Here is a 20,885-nt window from a genome sequence, read left to right on the forward strand (position 1 = left end):
AAAACGAAACAAAAAGGTCATGGCTGATTTTTATCTGCAACCGTCATCTGCCGAAAAGCTAAGTTCAACCGGGTGATCTCCTCCTCGCGGCGGAGCTTCCCGGATTCTCTAAGCTTTTCGTTTGATTCCGGTCTCAATAAAAATAGGCAACCGGTTCCCAACTTTTTGGCATTGATCGAACGTCATTCTTATACGCTGATGGTGCTTTAGAACGACAACCCGACAACTGTTGAAAACAACGACAACCCGATACCCCAAACACGTTCCTTTAATTCTTGCTGGTATTTCCCGCGCACGCCGTTTGTTTTTTGAACCTTCACTCTTCTGTTCAGGCAGAATCTATTATCTTTGCGCATCCCTAAAAATAAAATAGAAACATGCTTATCGAACAAATTATTAAAGAGAAAATTGCGCAAGCTGTTCATCAACTATACGGACAAGAAATTGATGCTGAAAAGGTACAGGTTGAAAATACCCGTAAAGATGTTGAAGGCGATTTAACGGTCGTGGTTTTTCCTTTTCTGAGAATCTCACGAAAGTCGCCCGAGCAAACGGCCAACGAGCTGGGACAGTATTTGCAGGAGCAGGTCGATGAAGTAGCGTCGTATTCGGTCATCAAAGGATTCCTGAATGTCACCATTTCAACGAGCTACTGGATTAACCAGTTAGCGCAGGCATTCAGCGATTCAAATTACGGATTTACCGAGGCGACCGACGATTCGCCACTGGTGATGGTCGAATACTCGTCGCCCAACACCAATAAGCCGCTTCACTTGGGGCATATTCGTAACAATTTGCTGGGTTTTTCGCTGGGCGAGCTGTTGAAAGCCAACGGTAAACGCGTGGTGAAAACCAATATTGTGAACGACCGCGGTATTCATATCTGCAAGTCGATGTATGCCTGGCAGCAATGGGGCGAAGGCAAAACTCCCGAAAATACGGGAATCAAAGGCGACCACCTGGTGGGCGATTTCTATGTGTTGTTCGATAAGCACTACAAACAGGAAATTGAAGAACTGGTAGCTAAAGGAGCATCGAAGGAAGAAGCTGAACAGCAGGCGCCCTCGATTATTGCCGCCCGCGAGTTGCTGCGTAAGTGGGAAGCCAAAGATCCCGAAACAGTGGAGCTGTGGCAGATGATGAACCAGTGGGTTTATGCCGGCTTCGATGTTACCTATAAAGAATTGGGAGTCGATTTCGACAAAATATATTACGAATCGGATACCTACCTGGTGGGTAAGGACGAGGTGTTGCGCGGTTTGCAGGAAGGCATCTTCACCCGGCGCGACGATCAGTCGGTGTGGGCCGATTTGTCGGCCGACGGGCTGGATCAGAAACTGCTGCTGCGTAGCGATGGCACCTCGGTTTACATGACCCAGGACATTGGTACGGCAAAACTGCGTTTCAACGACTACCAGATTGATAGGATGGTTTATGTGGTGGGTAACGAGCAGGATTACCACTTTAAAGTATTGTCTATTTTGCTCGATAAGCTCGGCTTTAGCTGGGGAAAAGACCTGCACCACTTCTCGTACGGAATGGTGGAATTGCCTCACGGAAAAATGAAATCGCGCGAAGGTACCGTGGTCGATGCCGACGACCTGATGGCCGGTATGGTTGAGGTGGCCCGCAAAACATCGGAAGAACTGGGCAAACTGGACGGTTATACCGAGCAGGAAGCTTTGGAAACCTATAAAACCATCGCGCTGGGGGCCTTGAAATACTTCATCCTGAAGGTAGATCCCCGGAAAAATATGATGTTCAACCCGGAGGAATCGATCGATTTTAACGGAAACACCGGTCCTTTTATTCAGTACACTTATGCCCGTATTCGCTCGGTGATTCGCAAGGCTGAAGAGAAAGGCATCGTTCCGGCTATTGATTTCGATCAGTCGCTCCGTATCTCGGAGAAAGAAAATGAGCTGATCAAAACCATTTCCTTGTATCCGGCAACGGTTCAGGAAGCAGCCGACTCGTACAGTCCGGCGGTCGTTGCCAACTATGTGTACAACCTGGTGAAAGAGTACAATCAGTTCTACCACGACCATTCAATTTTGAATGAAGAAGATGAAAACATTCGCCGCTTCCGCTTGGTGTTGTCAACCACCGTGGCGCAGATTGTGAAGTCGGGGATGGGCTTAATGGGAATTCGTGTTCCCGAACGGATGTAGAAAAATAATCTTTGACGATAAATCCAAAATGGGAAGCTTAATTCAATGGCTTCCCATTTTCTATTTCTGTGAAAGTCAATGCTCCCCAATCCACCGGTTCATCACGTGGCTTCGATGTTGTTTTAGATGACAACCCGATATCTAAAAGTGATTAAACGCCGTGCTGCTGGTTTCTCTGGCACCCAATAAAGAAATAGGGGGCCGGATGCCCCCTGATTTCAGAAAATTGCGATTTGTGAAAAGGAAATTAAAAAAAAGATTCTGCCGAATCGGAATCCGGCGGAATTTGAGTGCTGGAGCGAGCATAATCACGGCAGAATTTATTTGCTGTTAACCAGGTCTCGTTTGAAGCGGAGTGAGAACCATGATTCCACTTTTTCGCTTTCTCCATCTTTGCACACTCGTTTGTTAATCCTCATATAGGCGAAAAGGTTACCCTTCTCAGTTGAAAAATAAGATTTTTCTTCATTTTATTTTTTGTACTTTTGCACGAGCTTTAAAAAATTAATTGTACTTCTACTATGTTTGAAAGTCTTAATGAGAAGTTAGAACGGTCATTTAAGCTGCTGAAAGGGCAGGGGAAAATTACTGAGATTAATGTTGCCGAGACATTAAAAGAAGTCAGACGTGCCTTGTTGGACGCTGACGTCAATTATAAAATTGCCAAATCATTTACCGAAGTTGTTAAGGAGAAAGCCTTGGGGCAGGACGTGCTGAACGCTGTAAAGCCCGGCCAGATGATGGTAAAGATTGTACATGACGAGCTGGCCACCCTGATGGGGGGTACCTCGGTTGATGTCAATCTTCAGGGAAATCCAACTGTCATTTTGATGGCAGGTTTGCAAGGTTCGGGTAAAACAACCTTCTCGGGTAAGTTGGCGAAGTTCCTGAAATCGAAAAAAGGCAAAAACCCGCTTTTGGTGGCTTGCGATGTTTATCGTCCTGCTGCGATCGACCAGTTGAAAGTATTGGGTGAGCAAATCAACGTTCCTGTTTACAGCGAAGTAGGTAACATGAACCCCGTTGAGATTGCCAAAGCAGCCATCAAGTCGGCTAAAGCAAACGGCCAAAATCTGGTGATTGTCGATACCGCCGGTCGTTTAGCGATCGACGAAGAGATGATGAAAGAGATTGCAGCGGTTAAAGCGGCCATTAATCCCAATGAAATTCTTTTCGTTGTTGACTCGATGACTGGTCAGGATGCGGTAAACACCGCTAAAGAGTTCAACGATCGTTTGGACTTCGACGGAGTGATCCTGACAAAACTGGATGGTGATACGCGCGGTGGTGCGGCACTTTCAATCCGGTCGGTGGTCAATAAGCCCATCAAATTTGTTGGTACCGGCGAAAAGCTGGAAGCGCTCGACGTATTCCACCCCGAACGTATGGCCGACCGTATTTTGGGGATGGGTGATATTGTTTCGTTGGTTGAACGTGCACAGGAACAGTTCGATGCAGACCAGGCCCGTCAGTTGCAGAAAAAGCTGGCTAAAAACCAATTTAGCTTCAACGATTTCCTTTCACAAATTCAGCAAATCAAAAAGATGGGTAATCTGAAGGATTTGGCAGCCATGATCCCCGGAATGGGTAAGGCCCTGAAGGATATTGATATTGACGATGATGCCTTCAAACATATCGAAGCCATTATTCACTCGATGACTCCCGACGAGCGCGAAAACCCGGCAATTCTGAACGGTACCCGCCGTAAGCGTATTGCTGATGGTTCGGGAACCAACATTCAGGAAGTAAACCGTTTGATCAAGCAGTTTGACGACACCCGCAAGATGATGCGCATGGTATCAACCGGAAAGGGTAAAAATATGCGTGGTTTGATGGGCAATATGAGAAGACGTTAATCTTTATAAAGAAATACAATGCAATTAATTGACGGAAATAGGACGGCAAAAACGATTAAAGCCGAAATTGCACAAGAGGTAAAAAACATTGTCGCTCAAGGCGGAAAGCAGCCTCATCTGGCAGCTATATTGGTTGGTCACGATGGCGGAAGCGAAACTTACGTGGCCTACAAAATTAAAGACTGCGAAGAAGTTGGCTTCAAATCAAGCTTGGTTCGTTACGAAGATGATGTTACCGAAGAGGAGTTGTTAGCTAAAGTAGAAGAGTTGAACAACGACGACGATGTTGACGGTTTCATTGTTCAGCTGCCATTGCCAAAGCATATTTCCGAACAAAAAATTATTGAAGCAATTGATGCCAGGAAGGATGTCGATGGCTTTCATCCCGTCAATGTTGGACGTATGGTCATTGGCCTGCCGTCGTTTGTTTCGGCAACGCCCGATGGAATTGTTGAGTTGATCAAACGCCACGGTATTGAAACTTCCGGTAAAGATTGTGTCGTTATCGGCCGAAGCAATATTGTTGGCCGCCCGATGAGTGTGCTGATGTCGCAAAAAGAGATGAATGCCACTGTAACTGTCGCTCACAGCCGTACAAAAAATCTGAAGGAGTTGTGTGCTAACGCCGATATCCTGATTGCTGCGATTGGTTCGCCGGGCTTTGTTACAGCCGATATGGTGAAACCGGGCGCTGTGGTGATCGATGTGGGTACAACGCGTGTGAAATCAACCGAAACTAAGTCGGGATGGAAACTGAAAGGCGATGTTGTATTTGAGGAAGTCGCTGAAAAATGCTCCTTCATCACGCCTGTGCCGGGCGGCGTAGGGCCTATGACCCGCGTTTCGTTGCTGAAAAACACCTTGTTGGCAGCAAAGAAGGAGATTTACAAATAAAAACGTTAAGTAAAACAAAATAGAAAAAGGTGGCTCCGGTAGTCACCTTTTTTTGTCTTTAGACCAGTCAAATTAGTCAAAATAGTCGTTTTTTGCTTATTTTGTGTAAACGTTTACACGAAATGACACGAAATGAAAAGATATTGGAAATTAATGCTTTTGCTGATAGCCGCGTTTGCGGTGAGCTGCACAAACAAGCGGACTTATAAAGAAGGTATTGTACGGGACGAATTTGTTTTTGTATTTCAGGGAGCACCCTTTAGATCCCCTCATGCAGCAACGCTGGCTGAAGCAACGAATGGCACCTTGCTTGCGTCGTGGTTTGGTGGTACCTACGAGCGCGAACCGGATTGTTGCATTTATGTTGCCCGGTATGAAGATGGTCACTGGACTGCTCCGGAAAATGTAGCCAACGGAATTTTGGATGATTCTACTCGTGTTGCTACCTGGAACCCTGTCTTATTTCAGGTTCCCAATGGCGAGCTGCAGTTGTATTATAAAGTTGGGCCAAACCCACGGGAGTGGTGGGGAATGAAAATAACGTCAACTGATGGTGGAAAAACCTGGTCGGAGCCGGAGCATTTGCCCGAAGGTATAATTGGCCCTATTAAGAATAAGCCCGAATTTGTAGATGGTAAAATAATTTCGCCGACCAGTACTGAGAATGATGGCTGGCGTGTGTACTTCGAGATATCGGACGATTTGGGCAAAACCTGGCACAAAACCGGACCGGTAAATGATGGTTACAATATGGCTGCCATTCAACCGAGCATCCTGAAATATGCGGATGGGCGTTTGCAAGCTTTGTGCAGGAGTAAGAACCGAGCAATTTTGCAAACCTGGTCGACCGATGGTGGCGAAAGTTGGTCGGAGATGACAAAGACCAGCTTACCTCAGAATAACTCAGGAACCGATGCTGTAACATTGACTGATGGCCGCCAGTTGCTGGTGTACAATCATCTGTTGCCTCCGGGCGACAAATATAAAGGCGGACGTACTCCGCTAAATGTTGCTGTGTCGGAAGATGGCGAAAACTGGTCGGCGGCGTTGGTGTTGGAAGATACGCCTGATTCGAAATTCTCGTATCCGGCGGTTATTCAAACCAGCGATGGCCTGGTGCACATTGCCTACACTTGGAACAGGGTAAAAATAAAACACGTTGTTGTTGATCCGAAAAAATTGAAGTTGACTCCGATTATTGACGGAAAATGGCCGGGCGCAAAAATGAAATAAGAGCAAGCATTTCCGGATTCGTTTTTAATGCTGCTTCTATATAAATCAAACTTAATTATTGAACTATTCAGAATGAAACCAAATTTTTCAATGCCTTTACGGGGGATTGTACCTCCATTGGTAACGCCTTTACTGGATAATGATACGCTTGATGTTGCTGGCTTGGAGCGTTTGATCGAGCACGTAATTTCAGGCGGTGTACACGCCTTGTTTCTGCTGGGAACAACCGGCGAATTTGCCAGCTTAAGCTATAAAATCAGAGAAGACTTGATCCGGTTGAGTTGTCAGTTTGCCAAGGGGAGAGTACCGGTGTTGGTCGGGATATCCGATTCAGCTTTTACCGAAAGTCTGAACCTGGCTCGCAAAGCAGCTCTATACGGTGCCGATGCTGTGGTTATTACGCCTCCCTACTATTTTTCTTCAGGGCAGCCCGAGTTGCTGGAATATTTGAAACGGACTATGGTGCAAATGCCGTTACCGCTTTTCGTATACAATATGCCCGTACACACCAAGGTGATGTTTGCGCCGGAAACAGTAAGAGCTGCTGCTGATATTCCGGGAATCATCGGGATAAAGGACAGTTCTGCAAACCTGGCCTACTTCAACCAGGTACAGTATTTATTAAAGCACCGACCGGATTTTACCTTTATGGTGGGGCCCGAAGAAATTACTGCCGAGTTTGTGATGATGGGGGGCCATGGAGGTGTAAACGGCGGCGCCAATATGTTCCCGAAGCTCTATGTTGATTTGTATAATGCGGCAGCTGCTCACGATCTGCCTAAAGTGATGGCGTTGCGCGACAAAGTGCTGCAAATAAGTACTTCGATTTACAATGTTGGTCAATTTGGCTCGAGTTATTTGAAAGGGCTAAAGTGCGCGCTTTCAGTTATGGGGATATGCAACGATTTTATGGCTGAGCCATTTCACCGATTTAACGAGCCGGAGCGGAAAATTATTCAGGAAGCTTTGGAAAAAATCGACTATAAATCTCTTCTCTAAGCCTACAGATCAACAAAACCTTCAAACCCAAAACTAAAATAAAAGAATGAGTAAGCTGGATGTTATTGTATTTATAGCCTACCTGGCGGGTATTGTTTTATTTGGAAGTTCGTTTTACCGGCGAAATAAGTCGGCTGAAGCGTATACTATGGGAAATCAACGGATACCAACCTGGGTTGTGTCGTTGTCCATTTTTGCAACCTTCGTAAGTAGCATTAGCTATTTGGCATTGCCGGGGCAAGCTTACCTGACCAATTGGAACGCATTTGTATTCAGCTTATCCATTCCTTTTGCATCGTACATGGCCGTTCGTTTCTTTGTTCCCTTGTATCGTTCGATTAATAGTCCTTCAGCATATACTTATTTGGAAATGCGTTTCGGGAAATGGGCTAAAACCTATGTTTCGGTGATGTACCTGCTAACCCAGCTGATGCGCGCTGGAACAATCTTGTTTTTGTTAGCCTTGATGGTTCATACCTTGCTGGCCTGGAATATGACGACGATTATCATCGTTACCGGTTTCAGTGTGATGCTCTATTCGTTGCTGGGCGGTATTCAGGCGGTTGTCTGGACCGATGCCATTCAGGCAATCATCCTGATTCTGGGGGCGGTGTTTTGTATCGGAACCTTGTTGTTTGAGATGCCGGGAGGAGTCGGTCATGTTTTTACCATTGCCGCAGCGAGCGATAAGTTTAGTTTGGGGAGCTTCCGGTTGGAGCTGAGCAGTTCTACCTTTTGGGTAGTATTGATTTACGGGATCTTCATCAATTTACAGAATTATGGTATTGACCAGAATTACATTCAACGGTACATGACCTCCGGCTCCAAACGTGAAGCTCAAAAGTCGGCGCTGGTCGGAGGTCTGTTATATGTTCCGGTGTCGGCTATGTTTCTGTTTATCGGAACAGCTCTTTTTGCTTTTTATAAGCAAAATGCCGGTTTGCTGCCTGAAGGAACGCCTGCGGATAAAGTTTTCCCCTGGTTTATCGCCAATCAGCTGCCGGTTGGCTTGACCGGCTTCTTGATCGCCTCTGTTTTTGCTGCCGGAATGAGTACGATTTCGACCAGCATCAATAGCTCGGCAACCGTGATCCTGACGGATTTCTTCAAATAACCGACGGAATCACAGCGGAAAAATGGCTCCATGCAGATTCTTTACCTTGCATCGTTCATTTTTAGCGTGCTCAGCATTGGCGTCGCGCTGGCCATGATTAATGTACAAAGTGCACTGGATGCCTGGTGGAAGCTGGCGTCGATTTTTAGCGGTGGTATGCTGGGGCTTTTTCTGCTGGGCTACTTATCGAACAAAGTAACCAACAAAGCCGCGGTCTGGGGAGTTGTCGCAGGCGTGTTGGTCATTGGGTGGATGAGCCTTTCGCCCATCTGGTTTCCGCTATGGGGGCTCGACGCTTATGCCAGTCCGTTTCACAGTTATTTGTCGATTGTCTTCGGAACGGTCACAATTTTTATTGTAGGCTTTCTGTTGGGGCATACGCTCAACAGTGCCGTCAAAATCCGAAAGGCTGATTAATTCACCGGAATCCAAAAGGTAAAAGTCGATCCTTTACCCGGCTCAGACTTCAGGGCGATGTTTCCACCCATCTGTTCAACGAGTTTCTTCGAAATCGACAGTCCAAGTCCGGTTCCTCCGTATGTTCTGGTGTTCGATTCTTCAACCTGCCGGAAGCGTTCAAAGATGTTGCGTTGATGATCTTTGTCGATCCCGATCCCGCTGTCTTTAACGAAAAACTCGACAAAGCCGTCTTCAACCTGCTTGGCTCCGAAGTTGATTTCTCCTTCCCGGGTAAATTTAATTGCATTGGTCAGCAGGTTGTTAAATACTTGGCTCAAACGGCCTTTATCGGTATGCACGGAAATGCTGCATGGTGGAATGTGGTAATTCAGCCGGATATGGTCTTTGTTATGCTTTTTGATGAGCTGTTGCGAATTGGCATATAGCTCCAGCATCAGCGGTTCCACAATAAAGTGGGTTTCATTAAAAACAAGCTGCCCGGTTTCGAGCTTCGAGATGTCCAGAATGTCGTTGATAATATGCAGCAGATTGTCGGAACTTTGCTTTACGATTGCGCTAAATTGTTCTTTATCCTCGCTTGTAAGCTCATTCTCGACCAATAAATTGGTAAAGCCGAGAATCACATTCAGCGGAGTCCGGATCTCGTGACTCATATTAGCCAGGAAGGCCGATTTCAGCCGATCGCTTTCTTCGGCTTTTTCCTTCGCTTTTTGCAGGTCGGCAATAATTTTCTTCTTTTCGGTAATATCCTCCTTCAGACCAATGAAATGGGTAATCTTTCCCTTTTTGTTGAACAAAGGGGAGATGATGGCATTTTCCCAGAAAAGCTCGCCGTTTTTACGTTTGTTCAGGATCTCGCCGCGCCATTCTTTCCCTTGCAGGATGGTGCCCCACAGTTCGGCATAAAATGCGCGGTCGTGGTAGCCCGATTGCAGCACCGACGGCTTTTTCCCGATCACTTCATCGGCGCTAAAGCCCGATACCTCGGTGAACTTGGGGTTGGTATAGGTTATTTCGCCTTTCTCGTTGGTGATGACGGTGCTGTTCGGACTTTGCCGTACTGCCCGGTTGAGCAGTTGCAGGGAGTGCTCTGCCGTTTTGCGCTCGGTAATGTCCTGACAAATCGTTAAGTATTCAGCCTCATTATTCCAAAGAATGACTTTTCGGTTGATAAACAAGTGGCGGATTGCTCCGGTCTTCGCGACAATCTCAACTTCGTAGCTCGATTCAGTTTCAATGCCTTGTTTGCGTTTTATTTTTCGTTCTTCATGCTCGCGCAGGCTTTTGGCGGTATAACGCTTTTTAACCGGTGTGCGCAGAAAATCGTCGAAGGTGTCAAACTCGTATAACTTTAAAAAGGCTTCATTTACATATCGGGTTTCACCGCTGGATGAAACAATTCGCATACCCAGCGGGAACTGATTCATCGTTTGCTGGAGATTTTCGTGCGATTGCACGAGTTTCCGCTCGGCCTTCTTCCGTTCATCAATGTCGATGATGGTCCCGATATATCCTACCAACTGGTTGTTGGCATCGAGCTCCTGCGAAACAAAGCAGATGACCCATTTTGCGGAACCATCCTTGCGGATAAAACGGAACTCGATTTTTGAGTCATGGCCGCGGGTGATGGTCTTGTTCCATTCATCAATTAATTTTTTGCGATCATCCGGATGAATATTCTCGGACCATCCATTCTGTTTTGCGTTTTCGCAGTTTAAACCGCTAATTTCGCACCAACGGGGGTTTACATAGCTCAACGAGCCATCGGGCTTGGCTCTGAAAATTCCCACCGGCGACTTTTCGGTTAAGGTGTGGAACAATCGCTCGCTGTCGTCGAGCTTTTGCCGTAAGTAATGTTTGTGAGTTTGGTCGTTCAATGCGATTATCAGCCCACTGATCAGGCCAAGCTTGTTGCGAACCGGTGATACATCCAAGGTAACCGGTGTTCGGATCCCCTTGTTCGAGTATAGTATAGCTACCTCGGGCAAATGAAAAAACTTTTCGTTTTCCACAAGCAATTGGTGAGGAAGCGTGATTTGTTCTGAGCTTTCAGCATGCACGAGTTCAATGACTTCATCGGCAGACTTACCGATGGCCTGTTTCTCGGAATACCCTGTTAGTTTTTGAGCCGACGGGTTGATATAATTGATAAGTCCTTGCTCGTTGGTTGTGATAATGCCGTTATCGATACATTGCAGCGTGCTGCGGTATTGAGCCTCGCGTTTGTGAAGCTCATCCTCGGCATATTGCCTTCGGGTTTCGTTGCGTAGGATTACCCCCATCAACAGATTTGCCAAGGGAAAGGTGATCAACACGGGAAGTCCTATCTGAAAAATAATTCTCATAGCCGTATCGCCGGGCAACAACAGCTGGCAGCCTAGCATGGCTATATGGGTAACCAGTCCGAGCAACAAAAGCGAGGGTACTGAAATGTCTTCGGGGCGGTTCCGGAGGGATTTGCGAAACAGCAACCCGATTAGGGGGGCGATTACGATTGTTGCTCCGCCGGCCCAAATACCTTCACCCCCTGCTGCGAGGCGATAAACCAAAGCCATGGCCATGGAAATAGTCCCGGAAAGAACGCCGCCAAACAAGCCTGCCAAGGCTAAAACAATAGAGCGACCATCGTAAAAAATACCCGGCGAGATGCTCATGGGCACATTCATCCCAATGATGGTGATGCCGCCAAACAAAATGCCGGTAATTAAGGGTTGCAGTTGCGGGTTCGTTTCCCGGTTGCGCGATACAAAACTGTACAGCACCGCAAGCGTAACCAGTAAGGTTGAATTTAAGATAAGCTCGTAGATCATGATTGCTCAACGGACGGCCGAATAGTATCAGCAGTAATTTATTCCTGTTTATTTTTCGAAGCAGCGAATATACAAACAAAAAGTGAGAACCACTTTATAATTTTCATCCCTTGTTTCGGTGCTATCTTTCTTTAAATGTATCCCTTAAAACGGTTGTCCCGCTGCCTGATTACTGGTCGTAAATCAATGAAAGCAGGCATTTGGAGCGGATTTTACGCTGTTTTTTGATTTTGCCAGGCAGATGTTTACTATCTTGTCGTGTCGAAAAAAGAACCGACCAATTAAGACTCATTCTATAAAACAGTAACAACCCAATATTCCTAAAAATGGTTTTGGATTACGAAAGAAATCAATCACTAAGAAATGATTATAGCGTTGATGAATTTAAGCATCTGAATTTACTTGCTGAAAAATTCCCAACTGTACAGTCCGTGTGTAGCGAGATTATTAACCTCGAGTCAATTTTGAACTTGCCCAAAGGGACAGAACATTTCCTGACCGACATTCACGGGGCTTACGAAACGTTTAGTCATGTTTTGCGAAATGCATCGGGGATGGTGCGCAAAAAAATTGATGCGGTGTACCAGTACGCGCTCGATGAAAAAACAAAGCGACAGCTGGCAACCCTAATTTATTATCCCGAGGAAAAACTCGAGATTATCACCAAAGAGGAAAGCGACCTGGAAGGCTGGTATGCGGTGACGCTGTTACGTCTGATCGAGGTAGCCAAGGTTTCGGCCGACAAGTACACGCGTTCGAAAGTGCGAAAGGCCATGCCCGAAGATTTTGCTTACATCATTGATGAGTTGCTCAATGAGCGTAATGCCAAAAAGGAGCAATATTACAACAGCATCATCCGATCTATTATCGATGTTGATCGCGCTAACTCGTTTATCATCGCCATCAGCAAATTTATTCAGCGCTTGTTGATCGATCGCTTGCACATTATCGGCGATATTTTCGACCGCGGACCACATGCCGATAAGGTGATGGATGTTATTCAGAATCATCATTCCGTGGATATTCAATGGGGAAACCACGATATTTTGTGGATGGCTGCAGCAACGGGAATACGAGCCAGCATCGCCGGAGTAATCCGTATCAGCGCCCGTTACGATAACCTTGCAACGCTGGAAGATGCTTATGGTATCAACCTTCTTCCATTGGCAACATTCGCCTTGAAAACTTATGCCGACGACCCTTGCGATGCGTTTATGCCGATCAACACCCCATCGGAAAACAGGAGTTCAACACAGGCGAAGCTCACCAGTAAAATGCATAAGGCCATTATGATTCTGGAGATGAAGCTCAATGGCGAAATCATTCGGCAGAACCCGGAAATGTGTATGGACGATCGTTTGCTGTTGGATAAAATCGATTATGAAAAAGGAACAGTTACCATTGATGGGCGCGAGTTGGAGTTAACCGATAAAAACTTTCCGACAATCGATCCGAAAAATCCTTATGCGCTGACACCGGAAGAAAAAGATCTGGCGGAAAAGCTTCGTTTTTCCTTCCTGAATAGTGAACGTCTGCAACGGCATGTCAAAACCTTGTTTTCGAAAGGAAGCACATTCCTGACTTATAACTCGAATTTGCTGTATCATGGGTGTATTCCGCTCGATGACAAGGGCGATTTCAAAGAAGTAACCATACACGGTAAAAAATACAAGGGCAAGGAGCTTTGCGAGCAGTTCGATTTGGTGTCGCGCAGGGCTTACTACAACCGCGAACGGCAGGATAAACGAAGTCGGGATCGCGATTATATGTGGTACTTGTGGAGTGGCGCCGATTCGCCTTTATTCGGGAAAAAGAAAATGGCCACATTCGAACGCTACTTCCTGAATGATAAGGATGCGCAGTACGAAGCCAGCAATAGGTACTACAAGCTGCGCGACGATAAAGAAACCTGCATGCGCATACTCGAAGAGTTTGGGCTCGATCCCGAAAAATCGCATATCATTAACGGACACGTGCCGGTTAAAGTGGGTAAGGGGGAGAGCCCGGTTAAGGCCGATGGTAAGCTGTTCGTGATTGACGGAGGAATGTCCAAGCCGTACCAAAAAGTTACAGGAATTGCCGGCTACACCTTAATTTACGATTCGTATAGTTTGATTCTGGCAGAGCATGCCCCTTTCGAGTCGCGACGAAATGCCATTCAGGAGGAAATTGACATTGTTTCGACCCGGAGTATGCTTGAACGGGCTACCGACCGAATTTTGGTAGGTGACACGGATAACGGAATTGACATTAAAAATCAGATTCAGGATCTGAACCGCCTTCTGGAGGCCTATCGCAAAGGCGTAGTGAAAGTGAAAAGTGTGAAATAGTCGTCTGCCGGGCTGCTGCAAATGAACGCTTAATTCAACTAAATGAGTACCATAATTCTATAAAATCAACAAACGATGATAAAAAGAATAAGCTTGCTTATACTCTTCGTATTTAGCGTGTGTATGAGTAAAGCCGGGAATTACCCTTATCGCAGCGATGTACTTTGGGTAACCACACCAAGCCACAGCAACTGGCTTTATAAAACAAAAGAAAAAGCAACAATTACCGTTGCCCTGTACCGATACGGAATCCTTCAGGACGGCCTTGAAATTAAATACAGCATTGGCCCTGAGTTGAGGCCTGCCGAAGATGAAGGTACCGTGAAATTGAAAAACGGCAAGGCGGAAATCGCCTTAGGAACCATGAACGACCCCGGCTTTAAAGATTGTCGGTTGAAAGTTTCTCTCGACGGAAAGGAGTTCAGTCATCATATTAAAGTTGGATTTTCTCCGGAAAAATTGATGCCGTACACCCAATTGCCGGACGATTTTACGGCTTTCTGGGATAAGGCTAAAGCAGTGGCCGAAAAGTGTCCTGTGAAGGTAGAGAAAACCTTCGTTCCCGAATTTTCGAGCGATAAAATTGACTGCTATCTCGTGAAGTTGCAGGCTTATGCGAAGAACGCAGAAGTGTACGGCTATTTGACGGTTCCAAAGCAAGAAGGAAAATTTCCGGTTGTTTTCTCGCCTCCGGGGGCTGGCATCAAACCGATGGATCCCACGAAGCACCTGTTTTATGCTGAAAGCGGCTACATTCGCTTCGATATGGAAATCCACGGTATTCGCCCCGATTTGGAGAAGGAGCGCTACACCGAAATAAGCCGGGCATTTGGGAAGGAGAACAACAGCTATTTGACCAACGGGCTCGATAACAAGGATAACTACTACATGAAGAAAGTTTATTTGAGCTGTATTCGTGCGATTGATTACCTGACGTCGCTGCCGGAATGGGATGGCCAAAATGTTATCGCACAAGGTGGAAGCCAGGGCGGTGCGTTGGCTTTAATCACAACTGCGCTCGACGATCGGGTTACTTTATGTGCAGCCAACCATCCGGCTTTGAGCGATATGGCCGGCTTCAAGGGTGGGCGTGCTTCGGGCTATCCGCACTTCGACCTGTATTTTAACGGTATGGATACGCCCGAGAAGATCAAAACAATGGCGTATTACGATGTGGTCAACTTTGCGCGTTTCATCAAAGCACCGGTTTTTATGACCTGGGGATACAACGACAATGTTTGTCCGCCAACAACAAGCTACACGGTTTACAACACCTTAGCTTGTCCGAAAGAATCGCTGATTACGCCGGTTAACGAGCATTGGGTTTCCGAAGAAACCCGGCACCTTATTCTGGATTGGATTTGTTCGAAAATCGAGCCGTAGTCGCCGCGACTAAAGTGGTTTTTCGAGGCCGGTTTTCCCGAATTATCTTTACCTTTGCCGCATCTCGTTGGGGGTGTCAGGCGATTGCCTGTCTGAGATCATACTCCATGAACCTGAAATGTATCATAACAGCGTAGGGAAACGAGGATTGTAAAAGATCCCATTATTATTGCGATATAAGCCGTTTCACGCCCTGTGAGATGGCTTTCTTTTTAGCCGTCCGCAGATGATCATTTCAAGATTTTTGAACATCTGAAATTCGAAATGATGATTACCGTACAATCAATTAGTGCCGATCTGGCACGAGTGCGCGAGAAATCGCCCTTAGTTCACAATATCACCAACTTTGTGGTGATGAATAATACGGCCAATGCCTTGCTGGCCCTTGGTGCTTCGCCGGTAATGGCTCATGCTGTCGAGGAGGTGAAGGATATGGTCAATATCGCTTCCGCTTTAGTGATTAATATGGGAACGCTGAACCCGCAGTGGGTGGATGGCATGCTGGAGGCCGGAAAAGCCGCAACAGCAAAAAGCATCCCCGTGGTTTTCGATCCGGTTGGAGTTGGAGCTACGCTTTACCGAAACGAAGTTGCTGCCCGCATTTTGGCGGAGTGTAAACCCACTTTCATCCGGGGTAATGCTTCTGAGATTATGGCCTTGGCGAAGGAGAATGTGGTGACGAAAGGAGTTGACAGCTCAGCTTCCAGCGATTCGGCCATTGATGCTGCAAAACGCCTGGCCCAAGAAACCGGTGCCGTGGTTGTGATCAGCGGCCCTGAAGATTTTATTACGAATGGGCAAGAAGTGCTTTCCACCCAAAACGGCTCAACCGTGATGGCTCGCGTAACCGGTATGGGCTGCACAGCAACGGCTGTGTTGGGTGCTTTTGCGGGGGTGAATCCGAACCGAATGGAGGCTGCAACACACGCCATGGCTGTGATGGGAATTGCCGGCGAAATTGCAGCATCGAAATCGGGTGGCCCCGGAACTTTGCAATTGCACTTTCTGGACACCCTTTATAATTTAGATGAAGACAACATTGAAGAGATCTATAAATCCGAAGCATGAAACGTTTTGATTTAAGTTTGTACCTGGTCACCGATCGCGGCTTGTCGCTCGGGCGGCCTTTGGAGTCCATTGTGGAAGAAGCTGTGAAAGGCGGCGTCACCATGGTACAGTTGCGGGAAAAAGATTGCTCCTCGCTCGAGTTTTACGAGCTGGGCCAAAAGTTGAAAAAGCTACTTTCCCCTTTAAATATTCCCCTGATTATTAACGATCGTTTGGATATTGCTTTGGCTGTTGATGCCGATGGTTTGCATATTGGGCAGAACGATTTACCCTGGAAGGTAGCCCGTCAGTTGCTGGGTCCGGATAAAATTCTGGGCTTATCGGTCGAAACGCAACAACAGGTAGAAGAAGCCAACAGCCTGGATATCGACTATATTGGTGTTTCGCCGGTATTTGCAACGCCAACAAAAACCGACACCTTTCAGCCTTTTGGTTTGGAAGGATTGAAGGACGCCTGCCGCATCAGCCAATTTCCGGCCGTGGCTATTGGCGGAATAAATGCCTCGAATGCCGCTTCGATTATCGAGCACGGGGCGCAGGGGATTGCTGTTGTGTCGGCAATCTCGTCGGCAGAAAGCCCGTTGGCAGCTGCCAAAGATTTAAAAGAACGAATCCAACAAATTGAAATACGATGACATGGAGTGAACAAGCCTGGGCCGAATGTGAGTCGGTATTTGCAGCGATCAAGAAGTTACCTTTTTTACACGAGCTGATGAACGGAAGCCTTCCCCGCGAGAAGTTTCTGTTTTACTTGCGTCAGGATGCTTTTTACCTGGCGGAGTATGGCAAGATTCTGGCCGGTATTGCAGCTCGTCTCAATCAGAAAGAATGGCGCGAGGCTTTCCTGCTTTTTTCGGGCGACACCGTAGCTGTTGAGCAGGCCTTGCATCAGTTTTATTTAAAAGATCAGTCGGTTGAGGCCGAGCCAACACCTACCAACCTGCTTTATACCGGGCAGATGTGGCGGCAGCTGGCAAGTGCATCAACCGAGGAAGCGCTGGCCTCGGTTTTACCTTGTTTTTGGGTGTATAAGGAAGTAGGCGATTTCATCGTGGCGAATCAAGTGCCGGGGGACAATCCTTATCAATCATGGATCGATACTTATGGCGGCGACGAGTTTGCCAAGGCTGTTGCCAAAGCATTGTCTATTGGCGATGCTTATGCCGATCGATGCACGGCGGCACAGCTCGAGCGAATGACGCAGGCTTTCAAGCTTTCCTTCAAAATGGAATGGATGTTTTGGCAGTCGGCCTACGAAATGGAACACTGGCCCGTGTAGTTTTTACAACATAAAACAGCAAAATGAAACTAAAAGAAATAGGAGAGTTTGGTTTTATCGACCGTTTCTCGCCATCCTTTCAAGAATTACTAACGAAAAACCTGACCGGTATTGGCGACGATTGCGCCATTTTGCCGATGAACGATCAGGAGGATTTGCTGGTGACCACCGATTTGTTGATGGAAGATGTGCATTTTCTGCGGTCGGCCATCACGCCCGGACAGCTGGGCTATAAGTCGGTGGCCGTCAACCTGAGCGATATTGCCAGTATGGGTGGCACGCCGATTGGTACCTTCCTGTCTATTGCCATTCCGCCCGATATGGATGTGGAATACCTGGATGAATTGATGGCCGGCTATCATGCCATTTCGCAAAAATACCAGGTTCCGCTTCTTGGTGGCGACACAACAAAATCGGTCAAGCACCTGGCCATTAATGTTTGCGTGTTGGGCAAAATTGAAAAGGGAAAAGCGCGTTTGCGTTCCATGGCGCAAGCCGGCGATGCGATATGTGTTAGCGGCCCATTGGGCGATTCGGCCGGTGGGCTAAAGGTTGTATTGAATGATCTGGCGCAAGTCGACGATTACAGCTACCTGGTCGAACGTCATCATCTGCCGGAGCCACGCATCGCGGAAGGTAATTTGCTAAAAGAATTTGGTGGAGTGCATGCCATGATGGACATCTCGGACGGCATTGCTTCCGACCTGAAGCATATCCTAAAAGCATCAGGGAAGGCAGCAAGGGTGAAGTTGGATCAGTTGCCGGTTTCGGACGAACTGAAACGCGTTTGCCAATCTCAGGGCTGGAAAGTTGATGAGTTGGCCAGCGGCGGAGGCGAAGACTATGAATTGCTGTTTACGGTTGCGGCTGATCGGGTAGAGGCCTTGCAGAAGGCTTTTACCAATCAATTTGGAAAGTCCTTTACCGTTATTGGTCAAATTGAAGCGGGAGAACCTCAAATTCATTGGTCGCGGAATGGCAATGCTGTCGAGTTCAGCAAAGGAGGTTTTAATCATTTCGGATAATCAGGAGGTGGCGTGTCGGTTAATCAAATGAGGTTTGCTGTTGTAATGCGATCCTTCGATCCTTCAATCCATCAGTCCTTGTGTTGATTCAATAATTCAAAAACAGAAAATGAAAAAAATACGCTATAAAAGAGTTTTAACGATTGCCGGAAGTGATCCCAGTGGGGGAGCCGGCATTCAGGCCGATTTAAAAACCATGTCGGCATGCGGCTGCTTTGGCACAAGCGCCATTACGGCGGTGGTCGACGAGAATACCGTGGGTGTGTATGGCGTTCACCCGATTCCGGTCAATTTTGTGAAAGGGCAAATCAAGTCGGTAATGGACGATATTGGTGCCGATGCCATTAAAATCGGGATGCTGCACTCGTCGGACTTGATCCGTGGCATCAAGGAAACGCTGGCGCCTTATCAGCTGCGCAATATTGTGCTCGACCCCGTGATGGTGGCCACCTCGGGCGATAAGCTTTTGCTCGATGAAGCGATTGCAACATTGAAAAGCGAGTTGATTCCAAGCGTTCGGGTGATTACCCCCAATATTCCGGAAGCAGAGATTTTGTCGGGGCAAAGGATCTCGTGCCAGGCCGATTTGTCGAAAGTTGTCAAAAGCATGACCTGTGGTGGAAAGGTATCGGTATTGCTGAAAGCCGGTCACCTGACCGAAGATGAGCTGACCGACATTTTTTATAATGCCGAAACCGACGAGATGATTGAGTTGAAATCGCAACGCGTCCACACCCGAAATACCCACGGAACCGGTTGTACCTTTTCGTCGGCAGTGGCTTCCCAATTGGCGCAAGGGCTCGATTTGAACGATGCCGTGCGCGCCGCCAAAGAATACATCAACAAGGCCATTGTTGATGGTGCGGCCTACGAAATTGGCAAAGGCCACGGCCCCGTGCATCACTTTCACCCGTTCTGGAAGTAGGGAAAGGGGCAGAGGTGAATGTTGTTGATTTGAAATAACGAAGGGTTGATGCCGAAACATCAACCCCACGGGCACGGATTGAGCAAGGCTCGCTCCGTAGGAGCAAATATACCGTTTTAGCAGCAGCGCTGCGAAAATATTTATAGCTAGGAATGTGGTGTATGCGTTGAGGTGCAGCGCACCGTTAATCATCAAAGGGACCAGATGGAGGAGGTTACCGGTGCTCTGCACCTGGTTGGTTTGCGTTCGGTTCTGCGGCTATAAATATGACCGGTGCTCTGCACCTGTGGTTTTATGTTGAAACTACCAAATATTTATTTCTGTTTCAATATCATTTAATCTATCCGTCAGGTAATTTCGAAAGGAGAATGCATCTTTCAAAAACCTTGGATAGTCATCGTCACCCCAGATCCTCTCAGCTTGAACGTGGTTGTTAAAGTTGATACAACCATAAAAGATCGTCTTTTCATCCTGATAACCTTCTTTATCCACCATTCTTTCCTCGATGCGAATTTCAAGAACTCCCAACTCAAACCAGAATGACCAATCCTTCCAGTAAATTCCGCCTCTTCTCCATAGTCCCCGCATTGAAGAACCGGGTCATAAATATCGATGCAGACGCACCATTGCTTAAAGGTTTCAGGCTTATCGAGGTTCGCGATCAAATATTTAAGTTCTTGTGCGTTGTGTTTATGATCGGAGGATGTTTCTTTCAACTTTGCAACATAATCGACAAAAGCCTTTAGAGTTTGAAGTTTTTGTAAAGTATCCTGATCTATCGTCCAAAATTTTGCGCCGTTGTTTTTCATGTTGATCGACTGGTAATTTTCCCCAATTTAATTTCAAAATATTTCTGATGTCTGAACCATCCTCGTTTTTGTTTTATTATCCGAATGCCTTTGAATTCGACGGTTATTTGTGGGGCATTCTTATGATAGCCATTTCGGAATAAGATTAAATCGTAATGTTTAAATGTTCCGTTGGCATTCATCAACTTCTGAATCCAGTGTCTTTTAAATTCCCTAAATTCAGATTCTTTTTCGCCCCTTTCGATCTGGTCGAAATATTCTTTTTTTATCGTGAGATATAAGGTTTTCGTATTTGCTTCTATCATAAACGATGTTGCTTCCAGAGCTCTTTGTTTGAGACGAGGGAGCTTTGTGGTATTTAGGCTATAAATATTATCGGTGCGCTGCACTTGTTTGTATTGTGGCATCCGAACTACAAATATTGTCGGCGCGCTGCACCTGCGATTTGCTCTATGAAACCCAACCATCAAGAGCATGTAAATAGCAAATAAAAAAGTACCATTTTTTCGCAACGATAAAGTGCCAGTTTAGGGTGAAAAATTTATTGATTAAATATTGACTTTCTGTTT

17 protein-coding genes and 1 riboswitch are annotated in these 20,885 nt (G+C 46.6%); of the genes, 14 read left to right on the top strand and 3 right to left on the bottom strand.

The window, feature by feature from the left end; translation table 11 throughout:
- Nucleotides 1-377 precede the first annotated feature (377 nt).
- From argS to C8N47_RS18945, 7 genes are all read left to right on the top strand, one after another.
- A complete protein-coding gene (gene argS, locus C8N47_RS16705; RefSeq protein ID WP_107823716.1) occupies nucleotides 378-2,171 on the top strand; it encodes an arginine--tRNA ligase in 1,794 nt (597 codons plus the stop codon).
- 521 nt (nucleotides 2,172-2,692) lie between these two features.
- Nucleotides 2,693-4,027 (top strand): signal recognition particle protein, encoded by a 1,335-nt coding sequence (gene ffh / locus C8N47_RS16710; protein ID WP_107823717.1) that lies wholly within the window; start codon nucleotides 2,693-2,695, stop codon nucleotides 4,025-4,027.
- A gap of 18 nt (nucleotides 4,028-4,045) precedes the next feature.
- Nucleotides 4,046-4,921: a bifunctional methylenetetrahydrofolate dehydrogenase/methenyltetrahydrofolate cyclohydrolase FolD gene (gene folD, locus C8N47_RS16715; RefSeq protein WP_107823718.1), complete on the top strand. Its 876-nt coding sequence runs from the start codon at nucleotides 4,046-4,048 to the stop codon at nucleotides 4,919-4,921.
- A 132-nt stretch (nucleotides 4,922-5,053) separates the two neighbouring features.
- Nucleotides 5,054-6,154, top strand: a complete 1,101-nt coding sequence (locus tag C8N47_RS16720; RefSeq protein ID WP_107823719.1) for a sialidase family protein — start codon at nucleotides 5,054-5,056, stop codon at nucleotides 6,152-6,154.
- Nucleotides 6,155-6,226: 72 nt separating this feature from the next.
- Entirely contained in the window at nucleotides 6,227-7,153 is a 927-nt protein-coding gene (locus C8N47_RS16725; RefSeq protein ID WP_107823733.1) for a dihydrodipicolinate synthase family protein, read from the top strand.
- A gap of 46 nt (nucleotides 7,154-7,199) precedes the next feature.
- Entirely contained in the window at nucleotides 7,200-8,267 is a 1,068-nt protein-coding gene (locus tag C8N47_RS16730) for a sodium:solute symporter family transporter (protein ID WP_245915743.1), read from the top strand.
- A gap of 30 nt (nucleotides 8,268-8,297) precedes the next feature.
- Entirely contained in the window at nucleotides 8,298-8,684 is a 387-nt protein-coding gene (locus C8N47_RS18945) for an SLC5/6 family protein (protein ID WP_245915744.1), read from the top strand.
- Here C8N47_RS18945 and C8N47_RS16735 read toward each other — a convergent pair.
- Entirely contained in the window at nucleotides 8,681-11,497 is a 2,817-nt protein-coding gene (locus tag C8N47_RS16735) for a PAS domain S-box protein (protein ID WP_107823720.1), read from the bottom strand. The two genes, C8N47_RS18945 and C8N47_RS16735, sit on opposite strands and share 4 nt — an antisense overlap.
- Nucleotides 11,498-11,823: 326 nt before the next feature.
- Here C8N47_RS16735 and C8N47_RS16740 point away from each other — a divergent pair, with 326 nt between their 5' ends.
- The 7 genes from C8N47_RS16740 (at nucleotide 11,824) to thiD (ending at nucleotide 19,507) form a co-directional block, all read left to right on the top strand.
- Nucleotides 11,824-13,827, top strand: a complete 2,004-nt coding sequence (locus C8N47_RS16740; protein WP_107823721.1) for a fructose-1,6-bisphosphatase — start codon at nucleotides 11,824-11,826, stop codon at nucleotides 13,825-13,827.
- Between the two features lie 75 nt (nucleotides 13,828-13,902).
- The gene (locus C8N47_RS16745) at nucleotides 13,903-15,210 is read left to right on the top strand and encodes an acetylxylan esterase (protein ID WP_107823722.1); all 1,308 of its coding nucleotides are present in this window, start codon (nucleotides 13,903-13,905) and stop codon (nucleotides 15,208-15,210) included.
- 59 nt (nucleotides 15,211-15,269) lie between these two features.
- Nucleotides 15,270-15,367: riboswitch (TPP riboswitch) on the top strand.
- A 107-nt stretch (nucleotides 15,368-15,474) separates the two neighbouring features.
- Nucleotides 15,475-16,278 carry a hydroxyethylthiazole kinase gene (thiM, locus tag C8N47_RS16750; RefSeq protein ID WP_245915745.1) on the top strand — a complete coding sequence of 268 codons (804 nt, stop codon included), beginning with the start codon at nucleotides 15,475-15,477 and terminating at the stop codon, nucleotides 16,276-16,278.
- Nucleotides 16,275-16,913: a thiamine phosphate synthase gene (gene thiE / locus C8N47_RS16755; protein WP_107823723.1), complete on the top strand. Its 639-nt coding sequence runs from the start codon at nucleotides 16,275-16,277 to the stop codon at nucleotides 16,911-16,913. Before thiM ends, thiE begins: the two co-directional genes overlap by 4 nt.
- A complete protein-coding gene (locus C8N47_RS16760; RefSeq protein ID WP_107823724.1) occupies nucleotides 16,910-17,557 on the top strand; it encodes a TenA family protein in 648 nt (215 codons plus the stop codon). Before thiE ends, C8N47_RS16760 begins: the two co-directional genes overlap by 4 nt.
- Before the next feature lie 23 nt (nucleotides 17,558-17,580).
- Nucleotides 17,581-18,582 (top strand): thiamine-phosphate kinase, encoded by a 1,002-nt coding sequence (gene thiL, locus C8N47_RS16765; protein WP_107823725.1) that lies wholly within the window; start codon nucleotides 17,581-17,583, stop codon nucleotides 18,580-18,582.
- Nucleotides 18,583-18,691: 109 nt separating this feature from the next.
- Entirely contained in the window at nucleotides 18,692-19,507 is an 816-nt protein-coding gene (gene thiD / locus C8N47_RS16770; protein ID WP_107823726.1) for a bifunctional hydroxymethylpyrimidine kinase/phosphomethylpyrimidine kinase, read from the top strand.
- A gap of 377 nt (nucleotides 19,508-19,884) precedes the next feature.
- Here thiD and C8N47_RS16775 read toward each other — a convergent pair whose 3' ends face one another.
- Nucleotides 19,885-20,316: a hypothetical protein gene (locus C8N47_RS16775; protein ID WP_107823727.1), complete on the bottom strand. Its 432-nt coding sequence runs from the start codon at nucleotides 20,314-20,316 to the stop codon at nucleotides 19,885-19,887.
- A complete protein-coding gene (locus C8N47_RS16780; RefSeq protein ID WP_146161559.1) occupies nucleotides 20,313-20,723 on the bottom strand; it encodes a hypothetical protein in 411 nt (136 codons plus the stop codon). Before C8N47_RS16780 ends, C8N47_RS16775 begins: the two co-directional genes overlap by 4 nt.
- Between the last annotated feature and the right edge of the window lie 162 nt (nucleotides 20,724-20,885).

Origin of the sequence: Mangrovibacterium marinum, assembly GCF_003046625.1 — a bacterium.
Classification (GTDB): Bacteria; Bacteroidota; Bacteroidia; order Bacteroidales; family Prolixibacteraceae; genus Mangrovibacterium; species Mangrovibacterium marinum.